The sequence below is a fragment of the Streptomyces sp. NPDC029164 genome (genome assembly GCF_055563995.1).
In genome coordinates this window covers 23,858-46,822 of record NZ_JBVHWW010000047.1, presented here as the reverse complement: position 1 = coordinate 46,822, position 22,965 = coordinate 23,858, and the positions used below count along the sequence as shown (strand labels likewise).

The 22,965-nt window shown below is 72.6% G+C and carries 22 protein-coding genes and 1 pseudogene; 8 read left to right on the top strand and 15 right to left on the bottom strand.

Annotated features, from left to right (window positions below; all coding sequences use genetic code 11):
• Positions 1-194: 194 nt before the first annotated feature.
• The 3 genes from ACZ4VT_RS33625 to ACZ4VT_RS33615 form a co-directional block, all read right to left on the bottom strand.
• Complete coding sequence (locus tag ACZ4VT_RS33625) at positions 195-989, bottom strand: 3-oxoacyl-ACP reductase (RefSeq protein WP_467955189.1); 795 nt, start codon at positions 987-989, stop codon at positions 195-197.
• Between the two features lie 5 nt (positions 990-994).
• Complete coding sequence (locus ACZ4VT_RS33620; protein WP_467955188.1) at positions 995-2,341, bottom strand: aldehyde dehydrogenase family protein; 1,347 nt, start codon at positions 2,339-2,341, stop codon at positions 995-997.
• Between the two features lie 72 nt (positions 2,342-2,413).
• Complete coding sequence (locus ACZ4VT_RS33615; RefSeq protein WP_467955187.1) at positions 2,414-3,778, bottom strand: glutamine synthetase family protein; 1,365 nt, start codon at positions 3,776-3,778, stop codon at positions 2,414-2,416.
• A 77-nt stretch (positions 3,779-3,855) separates the two neighbouring features.
• On the opposite strand from ACZ4VT_RS33615, the gene ACZ4VT_RS33610 reads away from it, so the two are divergent.
• From ACZ4VT_RS33610 to ACZ4VT_RS33600, 3 genes are all read left to right on the top strand, one after another.
• Positions 3,856-4,602 (top strand): FadR/GntR family transcriptional regulator, encoded by a 747-nt coding sequence (locus ACZ4VT_RS33610; protein WP_351302858.1) that lies wholly within the window; start codon positions 3,856-3,858, stop codon positions 4,600-4,602.
• Positions 4,603-4,773: 171 nt separating this feature from the next.
• The gene (gene eat / locus ACZ4VT_RS33605; RefSeq protein ID WP_467955186.1) at positions 4,774-6,255 is read left to right on the top strand and encodes an ethanolamine permease; all 1,482 of its coding nucleotides are present in this window, start codon (positions 4,774-4,776) and stop codon (positions 6,253-6,255) included.
• Between the two features lie 45 nt (positions 6,256-6,300).
• The gene (locus ACZ4VT_RS33600; RefSeq protein WP_467955185.1) at positions 6,301-7,008 is read left to right on the top strand and encodes a gamma-glutamyl-gamma-aminobutyrate hydrolase family protein; all 708 of its coding nucleotides are present in this window, start codon (positions 6,301-6,303) and stop codon (positions 7,006-7,008) included.
• Between the two features lie 160 nt (positions 7,009-7,168).
• On the opposite strand, the gene ACZ4VT_RS33595 is transcribed toward ACZ4VT_RS33600, so the two are convergent.
• The gene (locus tag ACZ4VT_RS33595; protein WP_467955184.1) at positions 7,169-8,092 is read right to left on the bottom strand and encodes a LysR family transcriptional regulator; all 924 of its coding nucleotides are present in this window, start codon (positions 8,090-8,092) and stop codon (positions 7,169-7,171) included.
• 70 nt (positions 8,093-8,162) lie between these two features.
• On the opposite strand from ACZ4VT_RS33595, the gene ACZ4VT_RS33590 reads away from it, so the two are divergent.
• Complete coding sequence (locus tag ACZ4VT_RS33590; RefSeq protein ID WP_467955183.1) at positions 8,163-9,281, top strand: TDT family transporter; 1,119 nt, start codon at positions 8,163-8,165, stop codon at positions 9,279-9,281.
• A gap of 19 nt (positions 9,282-9,300) precedes the next feature.
• Here ACZ4VT_RS33590 and ACZ4VT_RS33585 read toward each other — a convergent pair whose 3' ends face one another.
• Genes ACZ4VT_RS33585 through ACZ4VT_RS33575 form a run of 3 tightly spaced genes read right to left on the bottom strand, consistent with a single transcriptional unit; the run spans position 9,301 to position 11,262 of the window.
• Positions 9,301-9,969: a signal protein gene (locus ACZ4VT_RS33585; protein ID WP_467955182.1), complete on the bottom strand. Its 669-nt coding sequence runs from the start codon at positions 9,967-9,969 to the stop codon at positions 9,301-9,303.
• Positions 9,970-9,992: 23 nt separating this feature from the next.
• Positions 9,993-10,709: a helical backbone metal receptor gene (locus ACZ4VT_RS33580; RefSeq protein WP_467955181.1), complete on the bottom strand. Its 717-nt coding sequence runs from the start codon at positions 10,707-10,709 to the stop codon at positions 9,993-9,995.
• A gap of 4 nt (positions 10,710-10,713) precedes the next feature.
• Entirely contained in the window at positions 10,714-11,262 is a 549-nt protein-coding gene (locus ACZ4VT_RS33575; protein WP_467955196.1) for a helix-turn-helix domain-containing protein, read from the bottom strand.
• 273 nt (positions 11,263-11,535) lie between these two features.
• On the opposite strand from ACZ4VT_RS33575, the gene ACZ4VT_RS33570 reads away from it, so the two are divergent.
• The 4 genes from ACZ4VT_RS33570 (at position 11,536) to ACZ4VT_RS33555 (ending at position 16,057) form a co-directional block, all read left to right on the top strand.
• Positions 11,536-12,441, top strand: a complete 906-nt coding sequence (locus ACZ4VT_RS33570; protein WP_467955195.1) for a 5'-3' exonuclease — start codon at positions 11,536-11,538, stop codon at positions 12,439-12,441.
• Positions 12,442-12,490: 49 nt separating this feature from the next.
• Positions 12,491-13,330: a siderophore-interacting protein gene (locus tag ACZ4VT_RS33565; RefSeq protein WP_467955180.1), complete on the top strand. Its 840-nt coding sequence runs from the start codon at positions 12,491-12,493 to the stop codon at positions 13,328-13,330.
• A gap of 197 nt (positions 13,331-13,527) precedes the next feature.
• Positions 13,528-15,063 (top strand): serine hydrolase, encoded by a 1,536-nt coding sequence (locus ACZ4VT_RS33560; RefSeq protein ID WP_467955179.1) that lies wholly within the window; start codon positions 13,528-13,530, stop codon positions 15,061-15,063.
• A gap of 19 nt (positions 15,064-15,082) precedes the next feature.
• The gene (locus tag ACZ4VT_RS33555) at positions 15,083-16,057 is read left to right on the top strand and encodes an RluA family pseudouridine synthase (protein ID WP_467955178.1); all 975 of its coding nucleotides are present in this window, start codon (positions 15,083-15,085) and stop codon (positions 16,055-16,057) included.
• Here ACZ4VT_RS33555 and ACZ4VT_RS33550 read toward each other — a convergent pair.
• The 8 genes and pseudogenes from ACZ4VT_RS33550 to ACZ4VT_RS33515 all read right to left on the bottom strand — a co-directional run bounded on the left by ACZ4VT_RS33550 (position 16,054) and on the right by ACZ4VT_RS33515 (position 22,933).
• On the bottom strand, positions 16,054-16,713 hold the full coding sequence (locus ACZ4VT_RS33550) for a TetR/AcrR family transcriptional regulator (protein WP_467955177.1): 660 nt from the start codon (positions 16,711-16,713) through the stop codon (positions 16,054-16,056). The two genes, ACZ4VT_RS33555 and ACZ4VT_RS33550, sit on opposite strands and share 4 nt — an antisense overlap.
• Positions 16,714-16,803: 90 nt before the next feature.
• On the bottom strand, positions 16,804-19,644 hold the full coding sequence (locus tag ACZ4VT_RS33545; RefSeq protein ID WP_467955176.1) for a DEAD/DEAH box helicase: 2,841 nt from the start codon (positions 19,642-19,644) through the stop codon (positions 16,804-16,806).
• A 225-nt stretch (positions 19,645-19,869) separates the two neighbouring features.
• A pseudogene (locus ACZ4VT_RS33540) lies at positions 19,870-19,986 on the bottom strand (sphingosine kinase); the annotation flags it as partial.
• A gap of 43 nt (positions 19,987-20,029) precedes the next feature.
• Complete coding sequence (gene tatC, locus ACZ4VT_RS33535; RefSeq protein ID WP_467955175.1) at positions 20,030-20,986, bottom strand: twin-arginine translocase subunit TatC; 957 nt, start codon at positions 20,984-20,986, stop codon at positions 20,030-20,032.
• A 47-nt stretch (positions 20,987-21,033) separates the two neighbouring features.
• On the bottom strand, positions 21,034-21,327 hold the full coding sequence (tatA, locus tag ACZ4VT_RS33530) for a Sec-independent protein translocase subunit TatA (RefSeq protein WP_362811575.1): 294 nt from the start codon (positions 21,325-21,327) through the stop codon (positions 21,034-21,036).
• Positions 21,328-21,495: 168 nt separating this feature from the next.
• Positions 21,496-21,696 carry a hypothetical protein gene (locus ACZ4VT_RS33525; RefSeq protein WP_467955174.1) on the bottom strand — a complete coding sequence of 67 codons (201 nt, stop codon included), beginning with the start codon at positions 21,694-21,696 and terminating at the stop codon, positions 21,496-21,498.
• 26 nt (positions 21,697-21,722) lie between these two features.
• A complete protein-coding gene (locus ACZ4VT_RS33520; protein WP_467955173.1) occupies positions 21,723-21,950 on the bottom strand; it encodes a hypothetical protein in 228 nt (75 codons plus the stop codon).
• Between the two features lie 14 nt (positions 21,951-21,964).
• Positions 21,965-22,933: a helix-turn-helix transcriptional regulator gene (locus ACZ4VT_RS33515; RefSeq protein WP_467955172.1), complete on the bottom strand. Its 969-nt coding sequence runs from the start codon at positions 22,931-22,933 to the stop codon at positions 21,965-21,967.
• Positions 22,934-22,965: the final 32 nt, after the last annotated feature.

Below are 22,965 nucleotides of genomic sequence, written 5' to 3'. Positions count from 1 at the left end.
GAATCCCGAAGCAAGAACCTGGGGTAGGGATGGGGTCGGTGTTTTTTTTCTTCCGCGTTCTTCTCTCCGGGGTTTGGCCAGGAAACGACCGCTCCCCTGGGGCCCCCCCCCCGGCCGGGAACGGGTGTGGTCCACCGCGGGTGGTCCACGGCGGGTTGGTCTACGGCGGGGGTCGGTCTACAGCGGGGGTGGGTCTACAGCGGGGTCACGTACGCGCCGGAGATCCCGCCGTCGACGAGGAAGTCGGTGGCGTTGATGAAGGAGGAGTCGTCGCTGGCGAGGAAGGCCACCGCGGCGGCGATCTCGGTGGGCTCGGCGAAGCGGCCCAGCGGGATGTGCACGAGGCGGCGGGCGGCGCGCTCGGGGTCCTTGGCGAACAGCTCCTGGAGCAGCGGGGTGTTGACCGGCCCCGGGCACAGGGCGTTGACGCGGATGCCCTCGCGGGCGAACTGCACGCCGAGCTCGCGGGACATGGCAAGGACGCCGCCCTTGGAGGCGGTGTAGGAGATCTGGGAGGTCGCCGCGCCTATGATCGCCACGAAGGAGGCGGTGTTGATGATCGAGCCGCGGCCCTGGCGCTGCATGTAGGGCAGGGCGGCCTTGCAGCACAGGTAGACGGAGGTGAGGTTGACGTCCTGGACGCGCCGCCAGGCGTCGAGCTCGGTGGTGAGGATGGAGTCGTCGTCCGGGGGCGAGATGCCCGCGTTGTTGAAGGCGATGTCGACGGAGCCGTAGGTGTCGAAGGCCGTCTTGAACAGGGCGTCGACCTGCTCCTTGTCGGTGACGTCGACCTTCACGTAGGTCCCGCCGACCTCCTCGGCGGCGGCCTTCCCGGCCGTCTCGTCGATGTCGCCGCAGACGATGTCGGCGCCCTCGGACGCGAGGCGCCGGGCGGTGGCGAGGCCGATGCCGCTGCCGGCTCCGGTGATGACGGCGGTCCGGCCGACCAGGCGGCGGCAGACGATCTCTTCAGGGGTCTGGCTGGTCATGTTCTTCAGGCCTCCGTGCTGATGAAGACGTTCTTGGTCTCGGTGAAAGCGGTGAGGGCGTCGGGGCCGAGCTCGCGGCCGAGGCCGGACTGCTTGTAGCCGCCGAAGGGGGTCGAGTAGCGGACGCTGCTGTGGGAGTTGACGGACAGGTTGCCGGCGGCGACGGCCCGCGAGACGCGCAGGGCGCGGCCGATGTCGCGGGTCCAGAGGGAACCGGAGAGCCCGTAATCGGTCGCGTTGGCCAGGCGTACGGCGTCCTCCTCGTCCTCGAAGGGCAGGACGACGGCGACCGGTCCGAAGACCTCCTCGGCGGCCACGGGCGCGGTGGGGGCGACGTCGGTGACGAGGGTCGGCGGGTACCAGAAGCCGGGGCCCTCGGGGGCGGTGCCGCGGATCGCGGTGAGGTCGTCGGTGACGAAGGACCGTACGCGCTCCAGCTGGGTCCGCGAGATCAGCGGGCCCATCTGCGTCTTCTCGTCGAGCGGGTCGCCGACGGCCACCGCGGCGATGCCGGGGGCGACGAGCTCCAGGAAGCGGTCGTAGACGGAGCGCTGTACGAGGATGCGGGTGCGGGCGCAGCAGTCCTGGCCGGTGTTGTCGAGGAAGGACATCGGCGCGGCGGCCGCGGCGGCCTCCAGGTCCGCGTCGGCGAAGACGATGTTGGGGCTCTTGCCGCCGAGTTCGAGGGTGACGCGCTTCACCCGGTCGGCGCACTTGGCCATGATCTGCTTGCCGACACGGGTGGAGCCGGTGAAGACGATCTTCGCGACGCCGGGGTGTTCGACGAGCGCGTCGCCCGCGACCGCCCCGTGGCCGGGGAGCACCTGGAAGAGGTGCTCGGGGATCCCGGCTTCGAGGGCGAGCTCGGCGAGGCGCAGCGCGGTCAGCGGGGTGGTCTCGGCGGGTTTGAGGATGACGGCGTTGCCGGCGGCGAGGGCCGGGGCCAGGCCCCAGGCGGCGATCGGCATCGGGAAGTTCCAGGGGGCGATCACGCCGATGACGCCGAGGGGTTCGAGGAAGGTGACGTCGATGCCGCCGGCGACGGGGATCTGGCGGCCGGAGAGCCGCTCCACTCCCCCGGCGGCGAAGTCGAGGAGGTCGCGTACGTTGCCGGCTTCCCACCGGGCGTTGCCGATGGTGTGGCCGGCTTCGCGGACCTCCAGCTGCGCCAGTTCCTCGATGTGGCCGTCGACGACCGCGGCGAAGCGGCGCAGCAGCCGGGCCCGGTCGGCGGGGGCGGCGGCCGCCCACGCGCGCTGGGCCGCGGCGGCACGGGCGACGGCGGCGTCGACATCGTCCCGTGTGGCGGCCGGGACGAGGGCGACGGTTTCCTCGGTGGCCGGATTCAGCACTCGCAGATGGAGTGGGGCCAGCTCATCGGACACGTGTTGCCTCACAGACTTTCGGTGGTTCGGCGGGGCGGGTTAGAGGCGTTCGAAGGAGCGGCGCAGCTCCCAGTCGGTGACCGCGGAGTCGTACGCGTCGAGTTCCACGCGGGCCATGTTCCGGTAGTGGGCGACCACTTCGGGGCCGAAGGCGGCCTTGGCGATCTCGCTGTTCTCCCAGAGCTCGGCTGCCTCGCGCAGGGTGGCGGGCACGTGCGCGTAATCGGCGGTGTAGGCGTTGCCGCCACACGCCTCGGGCAGCTCCAGCCGGTTCTCGATGCCGTAGAGCCCGGCCGCGACGAGGCCGGAGACGGCGAGGTACGGGTTGACGTCGCCGCCGGGGAGGCGGTTCTCGAAGCGCATCGAGCGGCCGTGGCCGACCACCCGGAGGGCGCAGGTCCGGTTGTCCACGCCCCAGGCGACGGCGGTCGGCGCGAAGGAACCCGGCCGGAAACGCTTGTACGAGTTGATGTTGGGGGCGTAGAGAAGGGAGAAGTCGCGCAGCGCGGCCAGCTGGCCGGCCAGGAAGTGCCGCATCACCGGTGACATTCCGCCTGGTCCGTCCCCGGCCATGGCGTTGCGTCCGTCGGCATCAGCGAGCGAGAGGTGGATGTGACAGGAGTTGCCCTCGCGCTCGTCGAACTTCGCCATGAAGGTCAGCGAGACGCCTTCCTGGGAAGCGATCTCCTTCGCCCCGGTCTTGTAGACGGAGTGCTGGTCGCAGGTGGTGAGCGCCTCGTCGTAGCGGAAGGCGATCTCGTGCTGGCCGAGGTTGCACTCCCCCTTGGCCGACTCCACGATCAGGCCCGCGGCCTGCATCTCGTTGCGGATCCGGCGCAGCAGGGGTTCGATGCGGCCGGTCCCGAGGACGGAGTAGTCGATGTTGTACTGGTTGGCGGGGGTCAGATCGCGGTAGCCCGCGTTCCAGGCCTGCTCGTAGGTGTCCTGGAAGACCATGAACTCCAGCTCGGTGCCGACCATCGCGGTGAACCCGTGCTCGGCGAGGCGCTCCAGCTGGCGGCGCAGGATCTGCCGGGGCGCGGCGACGACGGGCGAGCCGTCGTTCCAGGCGAGGTCGGCGAGGAGGAAGGCGCTGCCCGGGTTCCAGGGGATGCGGCGCAGGGTGGCGAGGTCGGGGTGCATGGCGAAGTCGCCGTAGCCCCGGTCCCAGGAGGACATCTCGTACCCGTCGACGGTGTTCATGTCCGTGTCGACGGCGAGAAGGTAGTTGCAGCCCTCCGTGCCGTGTTCGAGGACCTCGTCGAGGAAGAACTGTGCGGCGAACCGCTTGCCCTGGAGCCGCCCCTGCATGTCGGGGAAGGCCAGGACCACTGTGTCGATCTCGCCGCTGGCGACGAGGGAGCGGAGCTCCTCGGTCGCGAGCGGCGGCGTGCGGTCTACCACGGGAATCTCTCCTTCGGTGAGCCGAGTGCGCCTAAGGTATTGAATAGAACCATTGCTTGGGAAGGGGCGGAGCCGAGATGACCGATACGGCGAGTGAAGGCGACGCGATCGCGCGGCTGAATCCCGTGCTGCGGCAGGTGCGGGCGGGCAACGGGTTCGAGGAGGCGCTGGAGCAGATCCTCCAGGTGGTCCGGCTGGGCCTGGTGCCGGGCGGCGAACGGCTGCCGCCCGAGCGCGAACTGGCGGAGCGGATGGGCATCAGCCGGGTCACGCTGCGCGAGGTGCTGAAGGTACTGCAGGACCAGGGCCTGGTGGAGGCCCGGCGCGGGCGGTACGGCGGAACGTTCGTGCTGCCCCGCCCCGACACCCCGGCGGGCGGCGCCGAGGAGGAGCTGCGCCGGCGCGTCGCGGGGGTGGACATCGAGGACGCGCTGCGGTTCCGCGAGGTGCTGGAGGTGGGGGCGGCCGGCCTGTGCGCCTCCCAGGGGCTGACCGAGGAGGGAGCCGAACGGCTGCTCGCCGCGCTGGCGGCCACGCACGACGCCCCGCTCGCCGACTACCGCCGCCAGGACACCCTCTTCCACCTCACCCTGTGCGAGCTCGCCGGATCGGCCACTCTCACGGCCCAGTACGCGGCCGTCCGCGCCACCGTCAACGACCTGCTGGACTGCATCCCGCTGCTCGTGCGCAACCTGGAGCACTCGCAGCAGCAGCACACCGCGCTGGTGGAATCGGTGCTGGCACGGGACGCGGCCGGGGCGCGCGAGACGATGCGCGAGCACTGCTGCGGCACGGCGGCGCTGCTGCGGGGCTTCCTGGCCTGAGCGGAACCGGAAGGGGGCCGGGAGCGAGCCGGAAGGGGGGCCGGAAGCGGAACCGGAACGAGGGGCTCGGGAGGGTTTCGTAACTTCTGTTTAACGCAGAGGTCTTGCGCTCTCCACTCCACAAGAGCAAAGGTACGCCCCACAACCATTGCCCTGAGGCAGGAGCGCACGATGGCCGACGACATCGAGGCACGGCTGGCAGCCGTACCCGCACCCACCAAGTCCGCCGAGGGCGGCGACCCAGGCACGGACGACTACCTGGAGCGCCGCACACTGCGCCGCGGCAGCGCCGGCTGGCTGCTCCTGACCGGTCTCGGCGTCGCCTACGTCGTCTCCGGCGACTTCTCCGGCTGGAACGTCGGCCTCGACAAGGGCGGCTTCGGCGGCCTCGCCATCGCCACCGTCCTCATGGGCGCGATGTACGCCTGCCTGGTCTTCTCCCTCGCGGAGCTGTCCACCATCCTGCCGACCGCGGGCGGCGGCTACGGTTTCGCCCGCCGTGCGCTGGGCCCCTGGGGCGGCTTCCTCACCGGCACCGCCATCCTCATCGAGTACATCCTGGCCCCGGCCGCGATCGTCATCTTCATCGGCGACTACGTCGAATCCCTCGGCCTCTTCGGCCTCACCTCCAGCTGGCCGGTCTACCTCGGCTGCTTCGTGGTCTTCATCGGCGTCCACCTCTGGGGCGTGGGCGAAGCGCTCCGCTTCAGCCTCGTCGTGACCGCGATCGCCGTCGCCGCGCTGCTCATCTTCGCCGTGGGCGCCTTCACCGAGTTCAGCGCCGACGGCCTCAACGACATCCCGGTGGACGCGAGCGCCTTCGGCTCGAACTCCTGGCTGCCGCTGGGCGTCCTCGGCATCTGGGCCGCGTTCCCCTTCGGGATGTGGTTCTTCCTCGGCGTCGAGGGCGTACCGCTGGCGGCCGAGGAGGCGAAGGACCCGGTCCGCTCCATGCCGAAGGCGCTCGCCATCTCCATGGGCATCCTCGCCCTGCTCGCGCTGATCACCTTCTTCGCCGCGACCGGCGCCCAGGGCGCCGACGCCGTCAAGGCGGCCGGCAACCCGCTGGTCGTCGCCCTGGAAGGGGACGACGGCCCGACCGCGCTCAGCCGCTTCGTGAACTACGCGGGCCTGGCCGGCCTCGTGGCCTCCTTCTTCTCCCTCATCTACGCGGGCTCGCGCCAGCTCTTCGCCCTCTCGCGGGCCGGCTACCTGCCCCGCTTCCTCTCGCTCACCTCGAAGCGCAAGGCCCCGTACCTCGGCCTCGTCATCCCCGGCGCCATCGGCTTCGCACTGGCCGCCGCCACCGGGAACGGCGCGCGCATGCTGAACATCGCGGTGTTCGGCGCGACCATCTCCTACGCCCTGATGGCCCTCTCGCACATCGTGCTGCGCCGCCGGGAGCCGGACCTGGAGCGCCCGTACCGCACCCCGGGCGGGATCCTGACCTCCTCGGTGGCCTTCGTACTCGCCCTGTCGGCCCTGGTCGCCACCTTCCTGGTGGACAAGGACGCGGCATTCATCGCCCTGGCCGTGTACGCCGTCGCCCTCGCCTACTTCGCGATCTACAGTCGGCACCACCTCGTGGCCTCGGCCCCCGAGGAGGAGTTCGCGGCTCTGGCGGAAGCCGAGGCGGAACTGAGCCGTGACTGAAACCCTGTTCCTGCCCTGCCCTGCCCCCTGCTGGAGGTAACGAACGTGCCCAGGCCGCTCATCGGCATCACCACCTACGTCGAGGAATCCACCCGCTACGGGGTGTGGGACCTCCCGACGTCCCTCGTACCGACCGGGTACTACGAGCTCGTCCAGGCGGCGGGCGGCGCGGCCGTGCTGCTCCCGCCGGACGAACCCGGGTCGGCGGCGGAGGTGCTGAGCCGGGTGGACGGCCTGGTGGTGGCGGGCGGCCCGGACGTGGACCCGGTCCACTACGGCGCCGCGCGCGACCCCCGTACGGGTGCCCCCGCGACGGTCCGCGACCACTGGGAACTGGCCCTGATCGCCGCCGCGCTCGCGTCCGACACTCCCGTGCTCGGCATCTGCCGGGGCATGCAGGCGCTGAACGTGGCCCTGGGCGGCACCCTGATCCAGCACATCGACGGCCACGTCGACGCACCGGGCGGCACGTCCTGGCACCCGGTCCGCCCGGTCCCGGGCACCCGGTACGCGGAGCTGGTCCCGGAGGAGGCGCAGGTCCCGACCTACCACCACCAGGCCGTGGACCGCCTGGGCCGCGGCCTGGTCGTCTCGGCCCACGCGCTGGACGGCACGGTGGAGGCGATCGAGGTCCCCGACCCCGACCGCTGGATCCTGGGCGTCCAGTGGCACCCGGAACGGGACAAGGACACCCGGGTGATGGAGTCCCTGATCGAGGCTGCCACCGCCAGGGTCGCGGTGCCTGTCGCCTAGCTTGCCTTTCAGCCCCTCCGGCGCCTGAGGAGCGGGGTCCGGGGCGGAGCCCCGTCACGCGGAGCCCCGTCACGCGGAGCCCCGTCACGCGGAGCCCCGTCACGCGGAGCCCCGTCACGCGGAGCCCCGTCACGCGGAGCCGCGTGACGGGGCTCCGCCCCTAGGGCAGGCGGCGGGTCAGCGACAGCAGGTCGCGGGCCGGGCCGGCCGGCCGGGACCCGGCGGGCCACACCGCCCGCAGGGCCCGGCCCAGCCCCGCACCCGACACCGGCACCTCCACCAGCCGCCGCGCCGCCAGCTCGTCCCCCACCGCCAGCTCCGACAGGACACACGGCCCCGCACCGCTCAGCGCCGCCGCCTTCACCGCGGTGGTCGAGGCCAGTTCCAGCAGCGGCGCCGCCAGCCCCCCGCACCCGGCCAGCGCCGCGTCCAGTACCTGCCGCGTCCCCGACCCCCGCTCCCGCAGGATCAGCGGCATCGCGGCCAGTTCCGCCGCCTCCACCCCCCGGGTGCGCCGCGCCCACGCGTGCCCCGGCGCCACCGCCACCACCAGCCGGTCCTGCGCGATCACCGCCGAGTCCAGTCCCTCCGGCACCGTCAGTCCCTCCACGAAACCGAGGTCGGCCTCGTGCGTGAGGACCCGTTCGGCGACGACCGCCGAGTTCCCGGCGTGCAGGGACACCGCCGTGTCGGGCCGTTCCCCGCGCAGCGCGATCAGCCACCCCGGCAGCAGGTACTCCGCGATCGTCATGCTGGCGGCCACCCGCAGCCGCGAGTCCCGCCGGCCCCGCAGCGCCTGCGCCCCCGCGTCGAAGGCCTCCGCCGCCTCCACCACCCGCCGGGCCCAGTCCGTGACCAGCGCGCCCTCGGCCGTGAGCGTCGACCCCCGGGGCGAACGGTCCACCAGGGCCACGCCGAGCCGCGTCTCCATCGCCCGGATCCGGCTGCTCGCCGCGGGCTGGGTGATGCCCAGCCGCCGGGCGGCGCCGCTCAGGCTGCCGACCCGCGCGACCGCGAGCAGCAGTTCCAGCGCGCCCAGGTCCGGCACCCGGTGCGCCAGCGGAACCCACTCCTCATTACCCATAACATCAGTTTATGGCCTCATAGAGGGATGACCTCTGCCGCCCCGACCGCCCCGGCGCGAGGCTGGGTCCATGGCCACCACCCTCGTGCGACCCCGCACCCCCGTCACCCCCGCAGTCCGGGCCCACAAGGCACCCGCGCTGCGGCACCTCGGCCCCAACTGGTACGCGTCCGTCATGGGCACGGCGATCATCGCCAACGCCGGCGCCACCCTCCCGTACCAGCTCCCCGGCCAGCGCGTGGCCTGCCAGCTCGTCTGGGCCCTGTCCGCTGCCGTCCTCGCCGTCCTGCTCACCGCCCGCGCCGGCCACTGGATACACCACCGCGACCAGGCCCGCGCCCATCTCCTCGACCCCGCCGTCGCCCCCTTCTACGGCTGCCTGTCGATGGCACTGCTGGCCGTCGGCGGCGGCACCCTCATCGTCGGCAAGGACCTGATCGGGACCGGCGCGGCCGTCGCCGTGGACGCCGTCCTCTTCACCGTCGGCACCGCGATCGGCCTGGTCATGGCCGTGGTCGTGCCCTACCTGATGGTGGTGCGCCACAAGGTCGAGCCCCGCCAGGCCACCCCCGTCTGGCTGCTTCCCCTGGTCGCCCCGATGGTCTCCGCGGCCCTCGGCCCCCTGCTGGTCCCCCACCTGCCCGCCGGCCAGCCCCGCGAGGCCCTGCTGCTCGCCTGCTACGCCATGTTCGGCATCAGCCTGCTCGCCACCCTGCTGATGCTCCCCCTGATCTTCGGCCGGCTGATCGTCGGCGGGCCCCTCCCCCTGGCCCTGACCCCCACCCTCTTCCTGGTCCTCGGCCCCCTCGGCCAGTCCACCACCGCCGTGAACCAGCTCGCCGACGTCGCCCACCAGTCGATCGGCGCCCCCTACGCCGGAGCGCTGAGCGCCTTCGCCGTCGTCTACGGGGTCCCCGTGATGGGATTCGCGCTGCTGTGGCTGGCCCTCGCCGCGGCCATGCTGGTCCGCGCCGCCCGGGGCGGCATGGGGTTCGCCATGACCTGGTGGGCCCTGACCTTCCCCGTCGGCACCTGCGTCACCGGCGCCACCGGCCTGGCCCACCACACGGGCCTGACCGCCTTCGCCTGGCTCGCCACCGCGCTGTTCCTGGCCCTGGTGACCGCCTGGCTGCTCGCCGCCGCCCACACCCTGCGCGGCCTGTTCACCGGCCGCCTCCTCGCCGGCTAGCCAGGGGGCTAGCCGAGGGCTAGCCGACCTGGAGCTCGTACCCCACGGAGAGGCCGAAGGACCCGGACGAGCCCTCGATCCGCAGGGTGTGGGGGCCGGGCGACAGCGGGTCGATCTGCACCCACAGGCCGCAGGCCAGACCGCTGAAGCTGCCCGCCCCGGCCGTCACCGGATTCCCCTCGACGCCCGTCAGCCGGATCTCGGACCCCTCGAACCGCTCCGCCGTCAGGGGCCTGCCGTCCAGCACCGCGGCGCCCTTCGCCCCCTTCATCCAGCTCGCGCAGTCGGACGCGCCGGCGATCAGGTTGACCAGGGGAAAGGCCACCGGCCGCCCGGCGGGCACCGAGCAGGTGCGCTGCCGCTTCTCGCCGAAGCTGCCGGCGAGGAACCAGACGTCGCCGGGCTGGTTCTCGGCGCAGAACGTCCCGTCCGGGTCCTTCACGGGATTGGAACGCGCGGGGCTGGAAGCGGCCCAGTTCCACCACCGGGCCTGGAGTTCGGCGCCGTCGAGCCGCCCGGCCCCCGCCGCGGCGGACGGGGCCTGGGACGACGGGGCCTGGGCGGACGGGGCCTGGGACGACGGCGCCGCCGCGGACGGGGCGGCCGAGGGGGACGAGGCGGGCGCGGTGCAGCCGGCCGCGAGCAGCGCCGCTCCGGTGACCAGGGCAAACGTTCTTCCGGTACGCATCCCCGCAGGGTACGGAACCCCCGTCAGCGCGCCGCCCGCAGGGCCCCGGCCAGTACGGCCGGGGCTTCGGCGAGCGAAGGCCCGTACCAGGTGAGGTGGCGGCCGCTGAGCAGGGCGGCCGGCAGGCCGGGGAAGGCCTCCGGGCCGTCCCCGGCCGTGAAGCGGTACGGCTCGTCCGGGAGCACCACCAGATCGCAGCCGGCCGCCGCGAGCTCCTCCACCGGAACCCGCGGATACCGCTCCGGGTGCCCGGCGTACACGTTGCGGACGCCCAGCCGCGCCAGCAGGTCCCCCGCGAAGGTGTCCCGGCCCAGCACCATCCACGGCCGCCGCCAGATCGGCACGAAAGCGGTGAGCGCTCCGACCGGCTCGGCCCGGGCCCACGCACGCTCCGCGTCCGCCAGCCACCCCGGCCTCGTCAGCCCCAGCGCCCCCACCAGCACCCGGTCCAGCTCGCGCACCGCCTGCGGGAGGTCCCGTACCTCGGTGACCAGCACCTCCAGCCCGGCCGCCCGCAGGGCCGCGAGGTCCGGGGCCCGGTTCTCCTCCTCGTTGGCGATGACCAGGTCGGGGCGCAGCTCCGCGATCCTCCGTACGTCGGGGTTCTTCGTCCCCCCGATCCGCACCGCGTCCCCGAGGCCGGCGGGGTGCGTGCACCAGTCCGTGACCCCGGCCAGCAGGCCGGGGGCGCTCACGGCCACCGCCTCCGTCAGCGAGGGCACCAGCGAGACGACGCGCACCGGCTCAGTGCTCGGGCGAGGGCGGCTCGGAGGTGGCGTGGATGTGCTCGCCCACCGCGACCACCAGGATCCGGGTGTCCTCGGTGACGGCCCGCCAGCGGTGGCGCACGCCCCCCGACAGGAACAGCGCGTCCCCGCTCTCCAGCCGGTACGCCCGCCCCTCCGCCTCCACCTGGCAGGCGCCCTCGACGACGTACATCAGTTCGTCGTTGCGGTGCTGGTACTCGCGGCCGGCGTGCTGGTCCCCGGTGAACTCCAGCGCGTGCAGCTGGTGGTGCCCGCGCACCAGGGGCCGTACGCCCTGCACCGGGCCCGGCCCGGGCTCGTCGCCGGCCCGTACGAGGTCCACGGTGCGCGCGGTGTCGGAGGCGGCCAGCAGTTCGACGGCCGTGGTCTCCAGCGCGTCCGCGACCCGCTCCAGGGACCGCATGCTGGGCCGGGCCCGCTCGTTCTCTATCTGGCTCAGGAAGGGCACCGACAGACCGCTGCGCGCCGACACGGCGGCCAGGGTGAGGTGCAGCGCGCGGCGCCGCTTGCGCACGGCGACTCCCACGCGCAGCGGCTCCTTGCCGTCCTTGTCCTTGCTCTTCTCGTCCCTGTCGGTCAGCTTGTCGCGCAGGCCGTCCGTACCGTCCGTACCGTCGGTGCCGTCCCTGTCGTTCATGTCGGGGCTGCCCTCCCCATGTCCGTCGCACATCGGTGTGCTGTAAGCACCTTACGCAGCAACCGCCCCCGGTTTCGCGTGCACGGCTCTTCCCGTACCCGACCGCTCACGGTCCGTGCCGAGGCTTGCGGCATCATCGTGTCCGTGACGACACGACGCCTGATGCTCCTGGACACCGCCTCCCTCTACTACCGCGCCTACTTCGGCGTGCCGGACTCCGTGAAGGCCCCCGACGGCACCCCGGTCAACGCGGTGCGCGGGCTGCTCGACTTCATCGGCCGGCTCGTGCAGGACCACCGGCCGGACGATCTGGTGGCGTGCATGGACGCCGACTGGCGGCCGCACTGGCGGGTGGAGCTGATCCCCTCCTACAAGGCCCACCGGGTCGCCGAGGAGACCGAGAGCGGACCCGACGTCGAGGAGACCCCGGACACCCTCGCCCCCCAGGTCCCCATCATCGAGGCGGCGCTGGACGCCTTCGGCATCGCCCGGGTGGGCGTCGCCGGATACGAGGCGGACGACGTGATCGGCACGCTGACGGCCCGCGCCGGCGGGCCGGTGGACATCGTCACGGGGGACCGCGACCTCTACCAGCTGGTGGACGACGCCCGGCAGCGCCGGGTCCTGTACCCCCTGAAGGGCGTCGGCACCCTCCAGGTGACCGACGAGGCCTGGCTGCGCGAGAGGTACGGGGTCGACGGCCCCGGCTACGCCGACCTGGCGCTGCTGCGCGGGGACCCGAGCGACGGCCTGCCGGGCGTCCCCGGCATCGGCGAGAAGACGGCCGCCAAGCTCCTCGCCGCGTACGGCGGCCTGGCCGGGATCATCGCGGCGGTCGACGACCCGAAGTCGAAGCTGACCCCCGCTCAGCGCAGGCGGCTGGACGAGTCCCGACCGTATCTGGCCGTGGCCCCGAAGGTGGTCCAGGTGGCCTCGGACGTGCCGCTGCCGCAGTTCGATCCGGCCCTTCCGAAGGCTCCCGCGCAGCCCGAACTGGTCGAGGCACTAGCCCATCGGTGGGGCCTCGGTGGAGCAGTCTCCCGCCTGAGCAGCGCGCTGCTCCGCTGAAGTGCTAACTTAGGTAAGGCTAAGTTTCAGGGGAGTCAGGGGAGACACCGTGGCAGAAGGACGCGCCCGCACCGTCGGCACCGCCGTCGTCGTACGCACCGAGCGGCTCTCGCCGCACATGGTGCGGCTCGTGCTGGGCGGTGAGGGCCTGGCCGAATTCGGCGCGGGCGAGTACACCGACCATTACGTCAAGATCCTGTTTCCCCCGACAGGCGTCGTCTATCCCGAGCCCTGGGACCTGGAGCAGATCCGCGCGCACTTCCCGCGGGCGCAGTGGCCGCGCCAGCGCGCGTACACCGTACGGAGCTGGGACCCGGCGCACCTGGAGCTGACCCTCGACTTCGTCGTCCACGGCGACGAGGGCGTGGCCGGCCCCTGGGCGGCGCGGGTGCAGCCGGGCGAGCGCGTGCGCTTCCTCGGCCCCGGCGGCGCCTACGCCCCGGACCCGACGGCCTCCTGGCACCTCCTGGTCGGCGACGAGAGCGCGCTCCCGGCGATCGCCGCGGCCATGGAGCGGATGCCGGTGGGCGCCCGGGTCCACGCCTTCGTGGAGATCGAGGGCCCGCAGGACGAGCTGAAGGCCGTCACCCCGGACGGCGTCGTCCCGGTCTGGCTCCACCGCGCCGGCCGCCCGATCGGCGAGGCCCTGGTGGAGGCGGTCACCGCCCTGGAGTTCCCCTCCACGGACGTCCACGCCTTCGTCCACGGCGAGGCCGGCTTCGTCAAGGACCTCCGCCGCCACCTCCGCCTCGAACGCGGCATCCCCCGCGAACGCCTCTCGATCTCGGGCTACTGGCGCCTGGGCGAAACGGACGAGGGCTGGCGCGCGATCAAGCGCGACTGGAACGCCACGATCGAAGCCGAACAGGACCACGCCGCAGCGGCCTGACCCCTCCGGGGGCCCGCACCACTGCCGCCCCGCCGCACCACCCCAGCCCCGCCGGCGTTTGAGGCGCGGGGTCTGGGGCGGAGCCCCAGCAGCGGCGCCGCACCAGCGCACGCACCCGCGGCCACGCACCCGCACCCCCGCACCCCCGGCGGGAGTCACGCCGCGCGTCCCCACCCGTCCGGCAGGACAATGGCCCCATGCGTACGCTCCGCGCACTGGGGGCAGCCGCCGTCGCAACCCTCCTCACCGCCACGGCGGCAGCAGCGGCGCCCAGCCCCCCGCCCCCACCCCGCCCCTTGATCAGCGACGACGCAGTCGACAAGGCCGTCGCCCGCCTCGACCAGACCGTCGCGGACATGATGCGCCGCACCGGCGTTCCCGGCGTCTCCGTGGCCGTCGTCCACGACGACAAGGTCGTCCACATCAAGGGGTACGGGCTGCGCAGAACCGGCGAGAGCGCCAAGATCGGCCCCGACACCGTCTTCCAGCTCGCCTCGGTGTCCAAGCCCGTCTCCTCCACGGTCGTGGCCGGCGCCCTCACCGACCCCGCCGAGTGGGACCGCCGCACCACCCTCCCCGGGTTCTCCCTCAAGGACCCCTGGGTCACCGACCACGTCACCACCGCCGACCTGTTCTCCCACCGCAGCGGCCTGCCCGACCACGCCGGCGACCTCCTCGAAGACCTCGGCTACGACCAGGCGTACATCCTCGACCACCTGCGCCTCGAACCCCTCTCCCCGTTCCGCGCGAGCTACGCCTACACCAACTTCGGGCTCACCGCGGCCGCCGAGGCCGTGGCCCGCGCCAAGGGCACCAGCTGGCAGAAGCTCAGCGCGGACACCCTCTTCAAGCCCGCCGGCATGACCCACACCAGCACCGAATTCTCCGCCTACGTCAACGCCCCCGACCGCGCGTCGACCCACGTCAAGAACCCGGACGGCACCTGGAGCCCCCGCTTCGTCCGCGACCCGGACGCCCAGGCCCCGGCCGGCGGCGTCAGCTCCACCGCCACCGACATGGCCCGCTGGCTGCGGCTGCAACTGTCCGGCGGCACCCTCGACGGGAAGCGGATCATCCCCGCCGACACCCTCGCCCGAACCCACCTGCCCGAGATCGTTTCCCAGCCGGCCAACGCCGTCGGCACCACCGGCTTCTACGGGCTCGGCTGGAACGTCGGCTACGACAGCGCCGGCCGCCTGCGCCTGAGCCACTCCGGCGGCTTCGAACTCGGAGCCAACACCAACGTCACCATGCTCCCGCTGGAGCAGCTCGGCATCATCGTCCTGACCAACGGCGCCCCGGTCGGCCTCCCCGACGCCGTGGCCCTGGACTTCTTCGACTTCGCCGAGCACGGCAAGGTCAGCACCGACTGGCTCGCGCTGGCCGCGTCCGCCTACGCCACCGCGCTCGCCCCGCAGGGCGCCTCCACCACCGACTGGGCCCACCCGCCCGCCGGTGCGAAGCCCGCCCGGGACAGCGCCGCGTACACCGGCACCTACGACAACCCCTACTACGGCAAGGCGACCGTGACCGCGGCCGACGACGGCGCGCTCACCCTGGCGCTGGGCCCGAAGCCGCTGCGCTTCCCGCTCACCCACTACGACGGCGACACCTTCAGCTTCGTGACCTCGGGCGAGAACGCGGTCGGCCGCACCGGGGCGTTCTTCGCCGACGGCACCCTCCGCGTCGAGTACCTCGACGCCGAGCACCTGGGCACCTTCACCCAGCAGTAGCCGCATAGCCTGTCCCCCGATGAGACGCAGAGCCCAGGCACCCCCCTCGCCCCTCCCCCAGCGGGCCGGCATCGACCCGGTCCGGCTGCGGCTGCCACCCGACCCGGACGGGAACTGGCCGGACCTCGGCCGCTACCTCACCGACCGCTACGCCGGCACCCGCGGCGCCGATTCCATCGCGCGCCTGCTGGCCGCCGGCCGGGTGCTCGGCCCCGGCGGGCGCGTCCTGCACGCCCGGGACCCGTACGAGCCGGGCGGCTACCTGTGGTTCCACCGGGACATGGAGCCCGAGCCACCGGTGCCCTTCGCGGTCCGCGTCGTCCACCGGGACCCGCACCTGCTGGTCGTGGACAAGCCGCACTTCCTGGCGACCACCCCGCGCGGCAGCCACATCACCGAGACAGCCCTGGCCCGGCTCCGCGAGGAGCTGGGCCTGCCCGCGCTCAGCCCGGCGCACCGCCTGGACCGGCTGACGGCCGGCCTGGTGATGTTCAGCGTCCGGCCCGAGGACCGCGGTGCGTACCAGCTCCTCTTCCAGCGGCGCGAGGTCCACAAGGAGTACGAGGCCCTGGCGGTCCACGACCCGGCACTGGCCCTGCCGCGGACGGTCCGCAGCCGGATCGAGAAGGCCCGCGGGGTGATCGCGGCGACCGAGGTGCCGGGCGCCGAGCCCAACGCCGAGAGCCTGATCGAACTGACCGGCATCCGGGGGGACCTGGGCCGCTACCGGCTGACCCCGCGCACCGGACGCACCCACCAGCTGCGCGTGCACATGAACGGCCTGGGCCTGCCCATCCTGGGGGATCCGGTGTATCCGGAGGTGACCGATCCGGCCCCGGACGACTACCGCCGGCCCCTGCAGCTCCTGGCCCGGGTCCTGGAGTTCACCGATCCGGTCACCGGAGCCGTCCACCGCTTCGAGAGCGGCCGCACCCTCCGGGCCTGGGACGACCGCGCGGCCTGGGAGGCCGGTTCCCGGGAGGAGACGGCCTAGACCCCGGGAAGGCGGACCCCCGCGATCCGCAGCGCCGCGTCGGCGGTGGCCTCCGCGAAGGCCGTCACCGGCCGCGCCGGATCGGCCCGGTGGATCAGCATGACGCCCTCGATGAGCCCGAAGACCAGGTCGTTGCGGAGCGTCAGCCCCGCCCCGTCCCCGGCCAGTTCGGCGCCGACGCAGGTCCCGTCGAGCAACACCCGGTAGGCGTCCTTGAGTTGCGCGCGCATCCGGCGGAACTGCGCGAAGCGCGCGCCGCCCACCTCGGGCAGCAGGTAGAGCGCCCCCAGGTTGTACGGGCCCCCGCACAGCAGGAGCACGTCCGAGCGGCACAGCTCCCACAGCCGGCGCGCGGCGGGCCGGCCGGCTTCGGCGAGCAGCCTGCGGGCCAGGACCAGGGAGGGCGCGACGGTGGACTCCAGCAGTTCGGCGAGGAGTTCCTCCTTGCCGCCGAAGTAGTGGTACATCGTGGCCTGACGCATTCCGGCCCGCCCGGCGACCGCCCGCGTGGTGGTCGCCGCGTACCCCCGGACGGTGAACAACTCGGCCGCCGCGCAGAGGAGTTCCTCGCGCGGCGGCCGGCCGCTCTCCGGTCTCAGCCGGTCGGCGCGTGGCCGGCCGACCCGTCTCGGACCCTCGTCCGCTCCCCCACTCATCGACCGATCGTCGCACAGAGCACGACGGATCGATCATGGCAAGAGATCAGATCAGGCCGCCCCCACTCTCGGAGGAAGCCCCAAGACCGCCTAGCCGACCGAGCTGTAGGCCACTACGCCCCGCAGCAGCGCGTCCACGGCCTTGCGGGCGTTGCGCGCCACCGTGCTCCCGCTCTCGCCCGAGGACGAGGGGGCCGCCGCCGCGATCTGCCCGAGCACGTCGATGACCTGCTTGCACCAGCGCACGAAGTCACCGGCCGGCATCTCCGCCTCGCGCAGCACCTCGTCCAGGCTCTTGTCGGAGGCCCACTGGTACGCCGCCCACGCGAAGCCGAGATCCGGCTCGCGCTGGCCCACGCCCTCCGCCTGGTTGATGCGGTGCTCCTCCTCCAGCGCGTCGAGCCGGCCCCAGATGCGGACCATCTCGCCCAGCGCCTCCTTCGCCGCGCCGCCCGGCACCTTCGGCGCGACCGCGTCGTCGGACTGCCGCGCCTCGAAGACCAGCGCCGAGACGCAGGCGGCCAGTTCGGCCGGGCTGAGTCCCTCCCACACCTTGGCCCGCAGGCATTCGGAGGCCAGCAGGTCGAGCTCCCCGTACAGCCGGGCGAGCCGCTTGCCGTGCACGGTGACCTCGTCCTCGCGCAGGTAGTCCAGCTCGGTCAGCAGCGCGTGGATCCGGTCGAAGGTGCGGGCGATGGTGTTCGTCCGGCCCTCGATCCGCCGCTCCAGCTGCTGGGTGTCCCGCTTGAGCCGGTGGTAGCGCTCCGCCCAGCGGGCGTGGTCCTCGCGCTCGTCGCAGCCGTGGCAGGGGTGCGCCCGCAGCTCGGACCGCAGCCGGGCGATCTCGCGGTCGTCGGCCGCGGCGGCCCGGCCACGCGCACGCCGCTCCGGAGCGATGTGCCCGGCCTTGCTCCGCAGCTGCGAGGCCAGGTCCCGACGGGACTGCGGCGAACGCGCGTTGAAGGTCTTGGGGATCCGCATCCGGTCGAGGGCCTCCACCGGGACCGGGAAGTCGATCGCGGCGAGCCGTTTGACCTGCCGCTCGGCGGTGAGCACGAGCGGGCGCGGGCCCTCCGCGTACTCGTACCCGCGGTGCCCGTGGACCCGCCCGGCCGGCACGCCCGGGTCCAGGACCAGCGCGAGCCCGGCGAACTTGCCCGTCGGCACGTGGATGATGTCGCCCGGCTTGAGCTTCTCCAGCGAACCGACCGCCTGCACCCGGCGCTGGGCGGCGCCCTGCTTGGCGAGCTCCGTCTCACGGTCCTTCAGGTCGCGGCGCAGCTGCGCGTACTCCTCGAAGTTCCCCAGGTGGCAGGTCATGCCCTCCTGGTAGCCCTCCAGCCCCTCCTCGTTGCGCTGCACCTGCCGGGAGATCCCGACGACCGAGCGGTCGGCCTGGAACTGCGCGAAGGAGGTCTCCAGCAGCTCGCGCGAGCGGTGCCGCCCGAACTGGCTGACCAGGTTCACGGCCATGTTGTACGAGGGCTTGAAGCTGGAGCGCAGCGGATACGTACGGGTACCCGCGAGGCCGGCGAGGCCCGCCGGGTCCATGCCCCGCTGCCACAGCACCACCGCGTGGCCCTCGACGTCGATGCCGCGCCGCCCGGCCCGGCCGGTCAGCTGCGTGTACTCGCCGGGGGTGATGTCGGCGTGCTGCTCGCCGTTCCACTTGACGAGCTTCTCCAGGATCACCGTGCGCGCGGGCATGTTGATGCCCAGCGCCAGGGTCTCGGTCGCGAAGACGGCCTTCACCAGACCGCGGACGAACAGCTCCTCCACGACCTCCTTGAAGGTGGGCAGCATGCCCGCGTGGTGTGCGGCGATGCCCCGCTCCAGGCCTTCGAGCCACTCGTAGTACCCGAGGACGTGCAGGTCCTCGGTGGGGATGGAGGCGGTCCGCGCCTCGACGATCTCGCGGACCCTGAGCCGCGCGGACTCGTCGTTGAGCCGCAGGCCCGCGTACAGGCACTGCTGGACCGCGGCCTCGCATCCGGCCCGGCTGAAGATGAAGTTGATGGCGGGCAGCAGCCCGTCGCCGTCGAGCCGGGCGATGACCTCCGGGCGGGACGGAGTCCAGATCCGGCCGCGGGAGCGCCGCTCGCGCTCGCGGTCGGCCTCGCGGACCATCTTGCCGCGCCGCCGGTCCTTCGGGTTGTAGGTGCGGCTGTTCTCCTCGCGCGCCATGCGCAGCAGGTCGGGGTTGACCTCCCGGCGCGCGGAGCCGCGGCCGCCGTGGTCGGACTCCTCCTCGAAGAGGTCGTAGATCTTGCGGCCGGCCATGACGTGCTGCCACAGCGGGACGGGCCGCTCCTCGGAGACGATCACCTCGGTGTCCCCGCGGACGGTGTCCAGCCAGTCGCCGAACTCCTCGGCGTTCGACACGGTGGCCGACAGGGACACCAGGGTCACCGACTCGGGGAGGTGGATGATCACTTCCTCCCAGACGGCCCCGCGGAACCGGTCGGAGAGGTAGTGGACCTCGTCCATCACGACGTAGCCGAGACCGCGCAGCGACTGGGAGCCCGCGTACAGCATGTTGCGGAGCACCTCGGTGGTCATCACGACCACCGGCGCCTCGGAATTCACACTGTTGTCGCCCGTCAGCAGGCCCACCTTGTCGGCGCCGTAGCGCTTGACGAGGTCGGCGTACTTCTGGTTCGACAGCGCCTTGATCGGCGTCGTGTAGAAGCACTTGCGGCCCTGCTGGAGGGCGAGGTGCACGGCGAACTCGCCGACGATGGTCTTGCCCGAGCCGGTCGGGGCGGCGACGAGGACGCCCTTGCCCGCCTCCAGGGCCTTGCAGGCCTCGATCTGGTACGGATCCAGATCGAATGCGTACATCTCGCGGAAGGGGGCCAGGGCAGAGGCCTCTTCGGCGGCGCGGATCCGGGCAGCGGCGTACCGCTCGGCGGGGGAGAGTTCTTCGGTCATCTTGCTGTCGAGCCTACCCGCCGGCTCTGACAACAGTCGCGATCATTTAAGTGAGCAGGCGGACCGCTCCGGGGACGCACTCCGCGGTCACGGGCAGCGCCCCGATCGGCTCGCCGTCCGCGTACACGGTCAGGCCCGGCGCCTCCGGGGTGACAGCCGGCGCCGACCCGGCCCGGGTCGATCTCCCGGATCCGGCTCTCCTTGAGGGCCTCGGCGGCCATCCGCCACCGCCCGTACGGAGAAGCCGGCCGCCCGCAACGCGGAAGCGGCCGGCTGCGCGGCGTGCGCGCCCCGGCCGCGTCCGGCGGTGGGATGGACGAAGAGGGTGACCTCAGAGCTCACCCGCGCCGGGGGCACCTCCCGGCGGTGGCCGGGGGCGTACCTGTCAGGTGGCGTCGTCGTAACCGTTGATCCGCCGGCGTCCGCCGTCGGCCTGACCGGGCAGCGCGGCGGGGGCGGGCACCGACTCCAGCTCGCCGATCGGCGTCGGGGTCAGGTCCAGCTCGGAGGCCTCGTCGTCGCTCAAAGCGGCGTCGGGGTCGTTGCGCCGGCGCCTGCGGTCGTTGAGGAGACAGATGCCGAGGGCCAGGAAGTACAGGGCCACGATGGGCAGGGCCAGCGCGAGCATGGTCGGCGGGTCACCCGTGGGGGTGGCGAACGCGGCGAAGATCGTGATGCCGAGGACCATGCCCCGCCACCAGCCGGCGAGCCGCTTGCCGGTGAGGACACCGGTGAAGTTCAGGAGGATCAGCAGGAGCGGCAGCTCGAAGGCCAGGCCGAACACGATCACCATGCGGGTGACCAGGTCGAGGTAGTCGTCGACCGGGAGCAGGTTGCGCGCGTGGTCGGGCGTGAACTCCAGCATCAGCGTCGCGGTCTGCGGAAGGATCTTGTACGCGAGCACCGCGCCCACACCGAACAGCGGCGCACCGACCGCGACGAAACTCCGCGCGTACTTCTTCTCGTGGTGGTGCAGCCCCGGCGCGGCGAACGCCCACAGCTGGTACAGCCACACCGGCGCGGACAGCACCACACCGGCGGTCAGCGAGACCTTCAGGGCGATCGAGAACGCCGAGATGAGACCGTTCACGGTCATGTCGGCGCAGGGCCGGCCGTTGCGCTGCGTCACCACACCGTTCGTGCATCCGACGGAATCCAGCATCGGCTTCAACAGGAAGTTGATGATGTCCCTGTAGAAGAAGGCCGAAACGATGGTGATCACCAGGATCGCCAGGACCGACTTCAGCAGACGGTTTCGCAGCTCACGCAGGTGCTCGACAAGAGGCATCCGCCCTTCGGCGTCCTTGTCCGCTTTCCCCTGCTTGCGGGCAGACTTGAGCAACCCACGTCCCTTGTCTCGTTGCAGATGACTGGCGCGTACGGCGTGCGTCAGCCCTGGGCGGCGCGGTTCGGCTCGCTGACCGGGCGGGAGCTGGTGACATCACCGGGCGCGGCCTGGATGGTACGCGGGGCGGCGGGCTGCTGCGCGGACTGGTCCGCGGCGGTGGTCGCGGTGGCCGCGTCCTCGGCCTCGCCGTCCTTCTTCATGGCCTTGGCCTCGCTCTTGAGGATGCGGGCCGACTTGCCGAGGGAGCGAGCCATGTCAGGAAGCTTCTTGGCGCCGAACAGCAGGATGATCACGCCAACGATGACGAGGATTTCCCAACCCCTGAGGTTGCCCATAGAAATCTTCCTTTTCTCCGAGGTTCACAGCGCACCGATACGGGCGCCTGGGACTTTCTCTACCGAGGATCGTAACCCCAGGGGGTTAACGCCCGGCAATCCCCCGGCGTACCCCGTCTTGCGTCCTGGCCGGTTGTCAATCCCCCCGTCACACGCCCGTCTCGTTCGCTACGGTCGCACGCCGCGACCCGCCCTGGCCAGGTCCGCGGCCGCCCGCTCCAGATCGCCCGACGCGTCGGTGATCCGGCGGCTGGCCTGCTCGACCTGCGCGGAGAGTCTGCGGACCTCCGCGTAGACCCGTACGGCCAGCACGGCGAGCACGGCGACTCCGAGGAAGCCCAGGGCAATTGCGAACATCGGCCACAGCATGGGGCGAGCCTAGGCCACCGCCCGCCTCAGATGCTGCGCAGGGTGCTCACGCCCCCGCCCATCAGCAGCTCCACGATGCGCTCACCAGCAGGTTTACGGACGGAGGCCCCGCATTCAGGACACGTGAAGGAGTAGAAGGTGGCCCGCCGGCTGCCGCCGATGGCCAGCCGCAGGGCTCCCGCGTCCAGCTCGAAGCGGGCCCGGCAGTCGGGGCAGGAGGCCTTGAAGGCGACGGGCCCGGACGTTGGCGACATCGGCCGCGCTCCCCTCAGAGCTGTTCCCCGTATCCCGCGAGTGCTTCTCGAGCGGCGCTCCGCGCGCTCTCCGCCAGCTCTGTGGGGGCGACGATCCGCCCCTCGCGCCCGAGCCGCAGCGCGAGCCGGCGCAGCGAAGCCGGATCCGGACTGCGCAGCGTGATCCGCAGGCCTCCGTCGGCCAGCTCCTCCGCGCTGTCGTGCGGGTAGTACTCGGCGACCCAGCGCCCGCCGGGACCGACCTCGACGACGACCTCCGGGTCCTCGGCGGCCGGCTGGACCAGGCCCTCGGACAGATCGCGCGGCTCGATCGCCGGCGGCTCGGCCCGCTCGTCCAGCAGCCGGATCTCCGCCACCCGGTCGAGGCGGAAGGTGCGCCTGGCCTCGGAGAGGTGGCACCACCCCTCCATGTACGTGTGCCCCACCGCGAACAGCCGGATCGGGTCGACCTTGCGCTCGGTGAGCTCGTCCCGCGCGGGCGAGTAGTAGCGCAGCCACAGCCGCCGGCGCTCCGCGATGGCCCGGTCGACGTCCGCGAAGACCCCGCCCTCGGACTCGAAGGTCACCGACAGCCGGGAGCTGGCCCCGGCGACCTCGCCGGCCGCGGCCTCCAGCTTGGCGGTGGCCCGCAGCAGGGCGTCCCGGTCGCCCTCGCGCAGCCCCGGCAGGGTGGCCACGGCCCGGGCGGCGACCAGCAGCGCGGTCGCCTCGTCGGCGGCCAGCCGCAGCGGCTCGGCGGTGGACTCCCCCGAGGCGTCGGGGTTGCGCCACCAGATGCGCTCCCCGTCGGTGTCGATGTCGAGCAGGTCCCCGCCGCGGAAGCTGGTCCCGCACATGGGCAGCACGTCGAGGTCCGAGATCAGCTCGTCCTCGGTGATCCCGAAGGCGCGGGCGACGTCGGCGACGTGTGCCCCCGGGCGCTCGCGCAGGTACGTCACCAGGGACAGCATCCGGCGGGTCTGGTCGATGGCGTTGGCAGCCATGCTGGTACGTCTCCCCCTCAGGGCACGTCTTC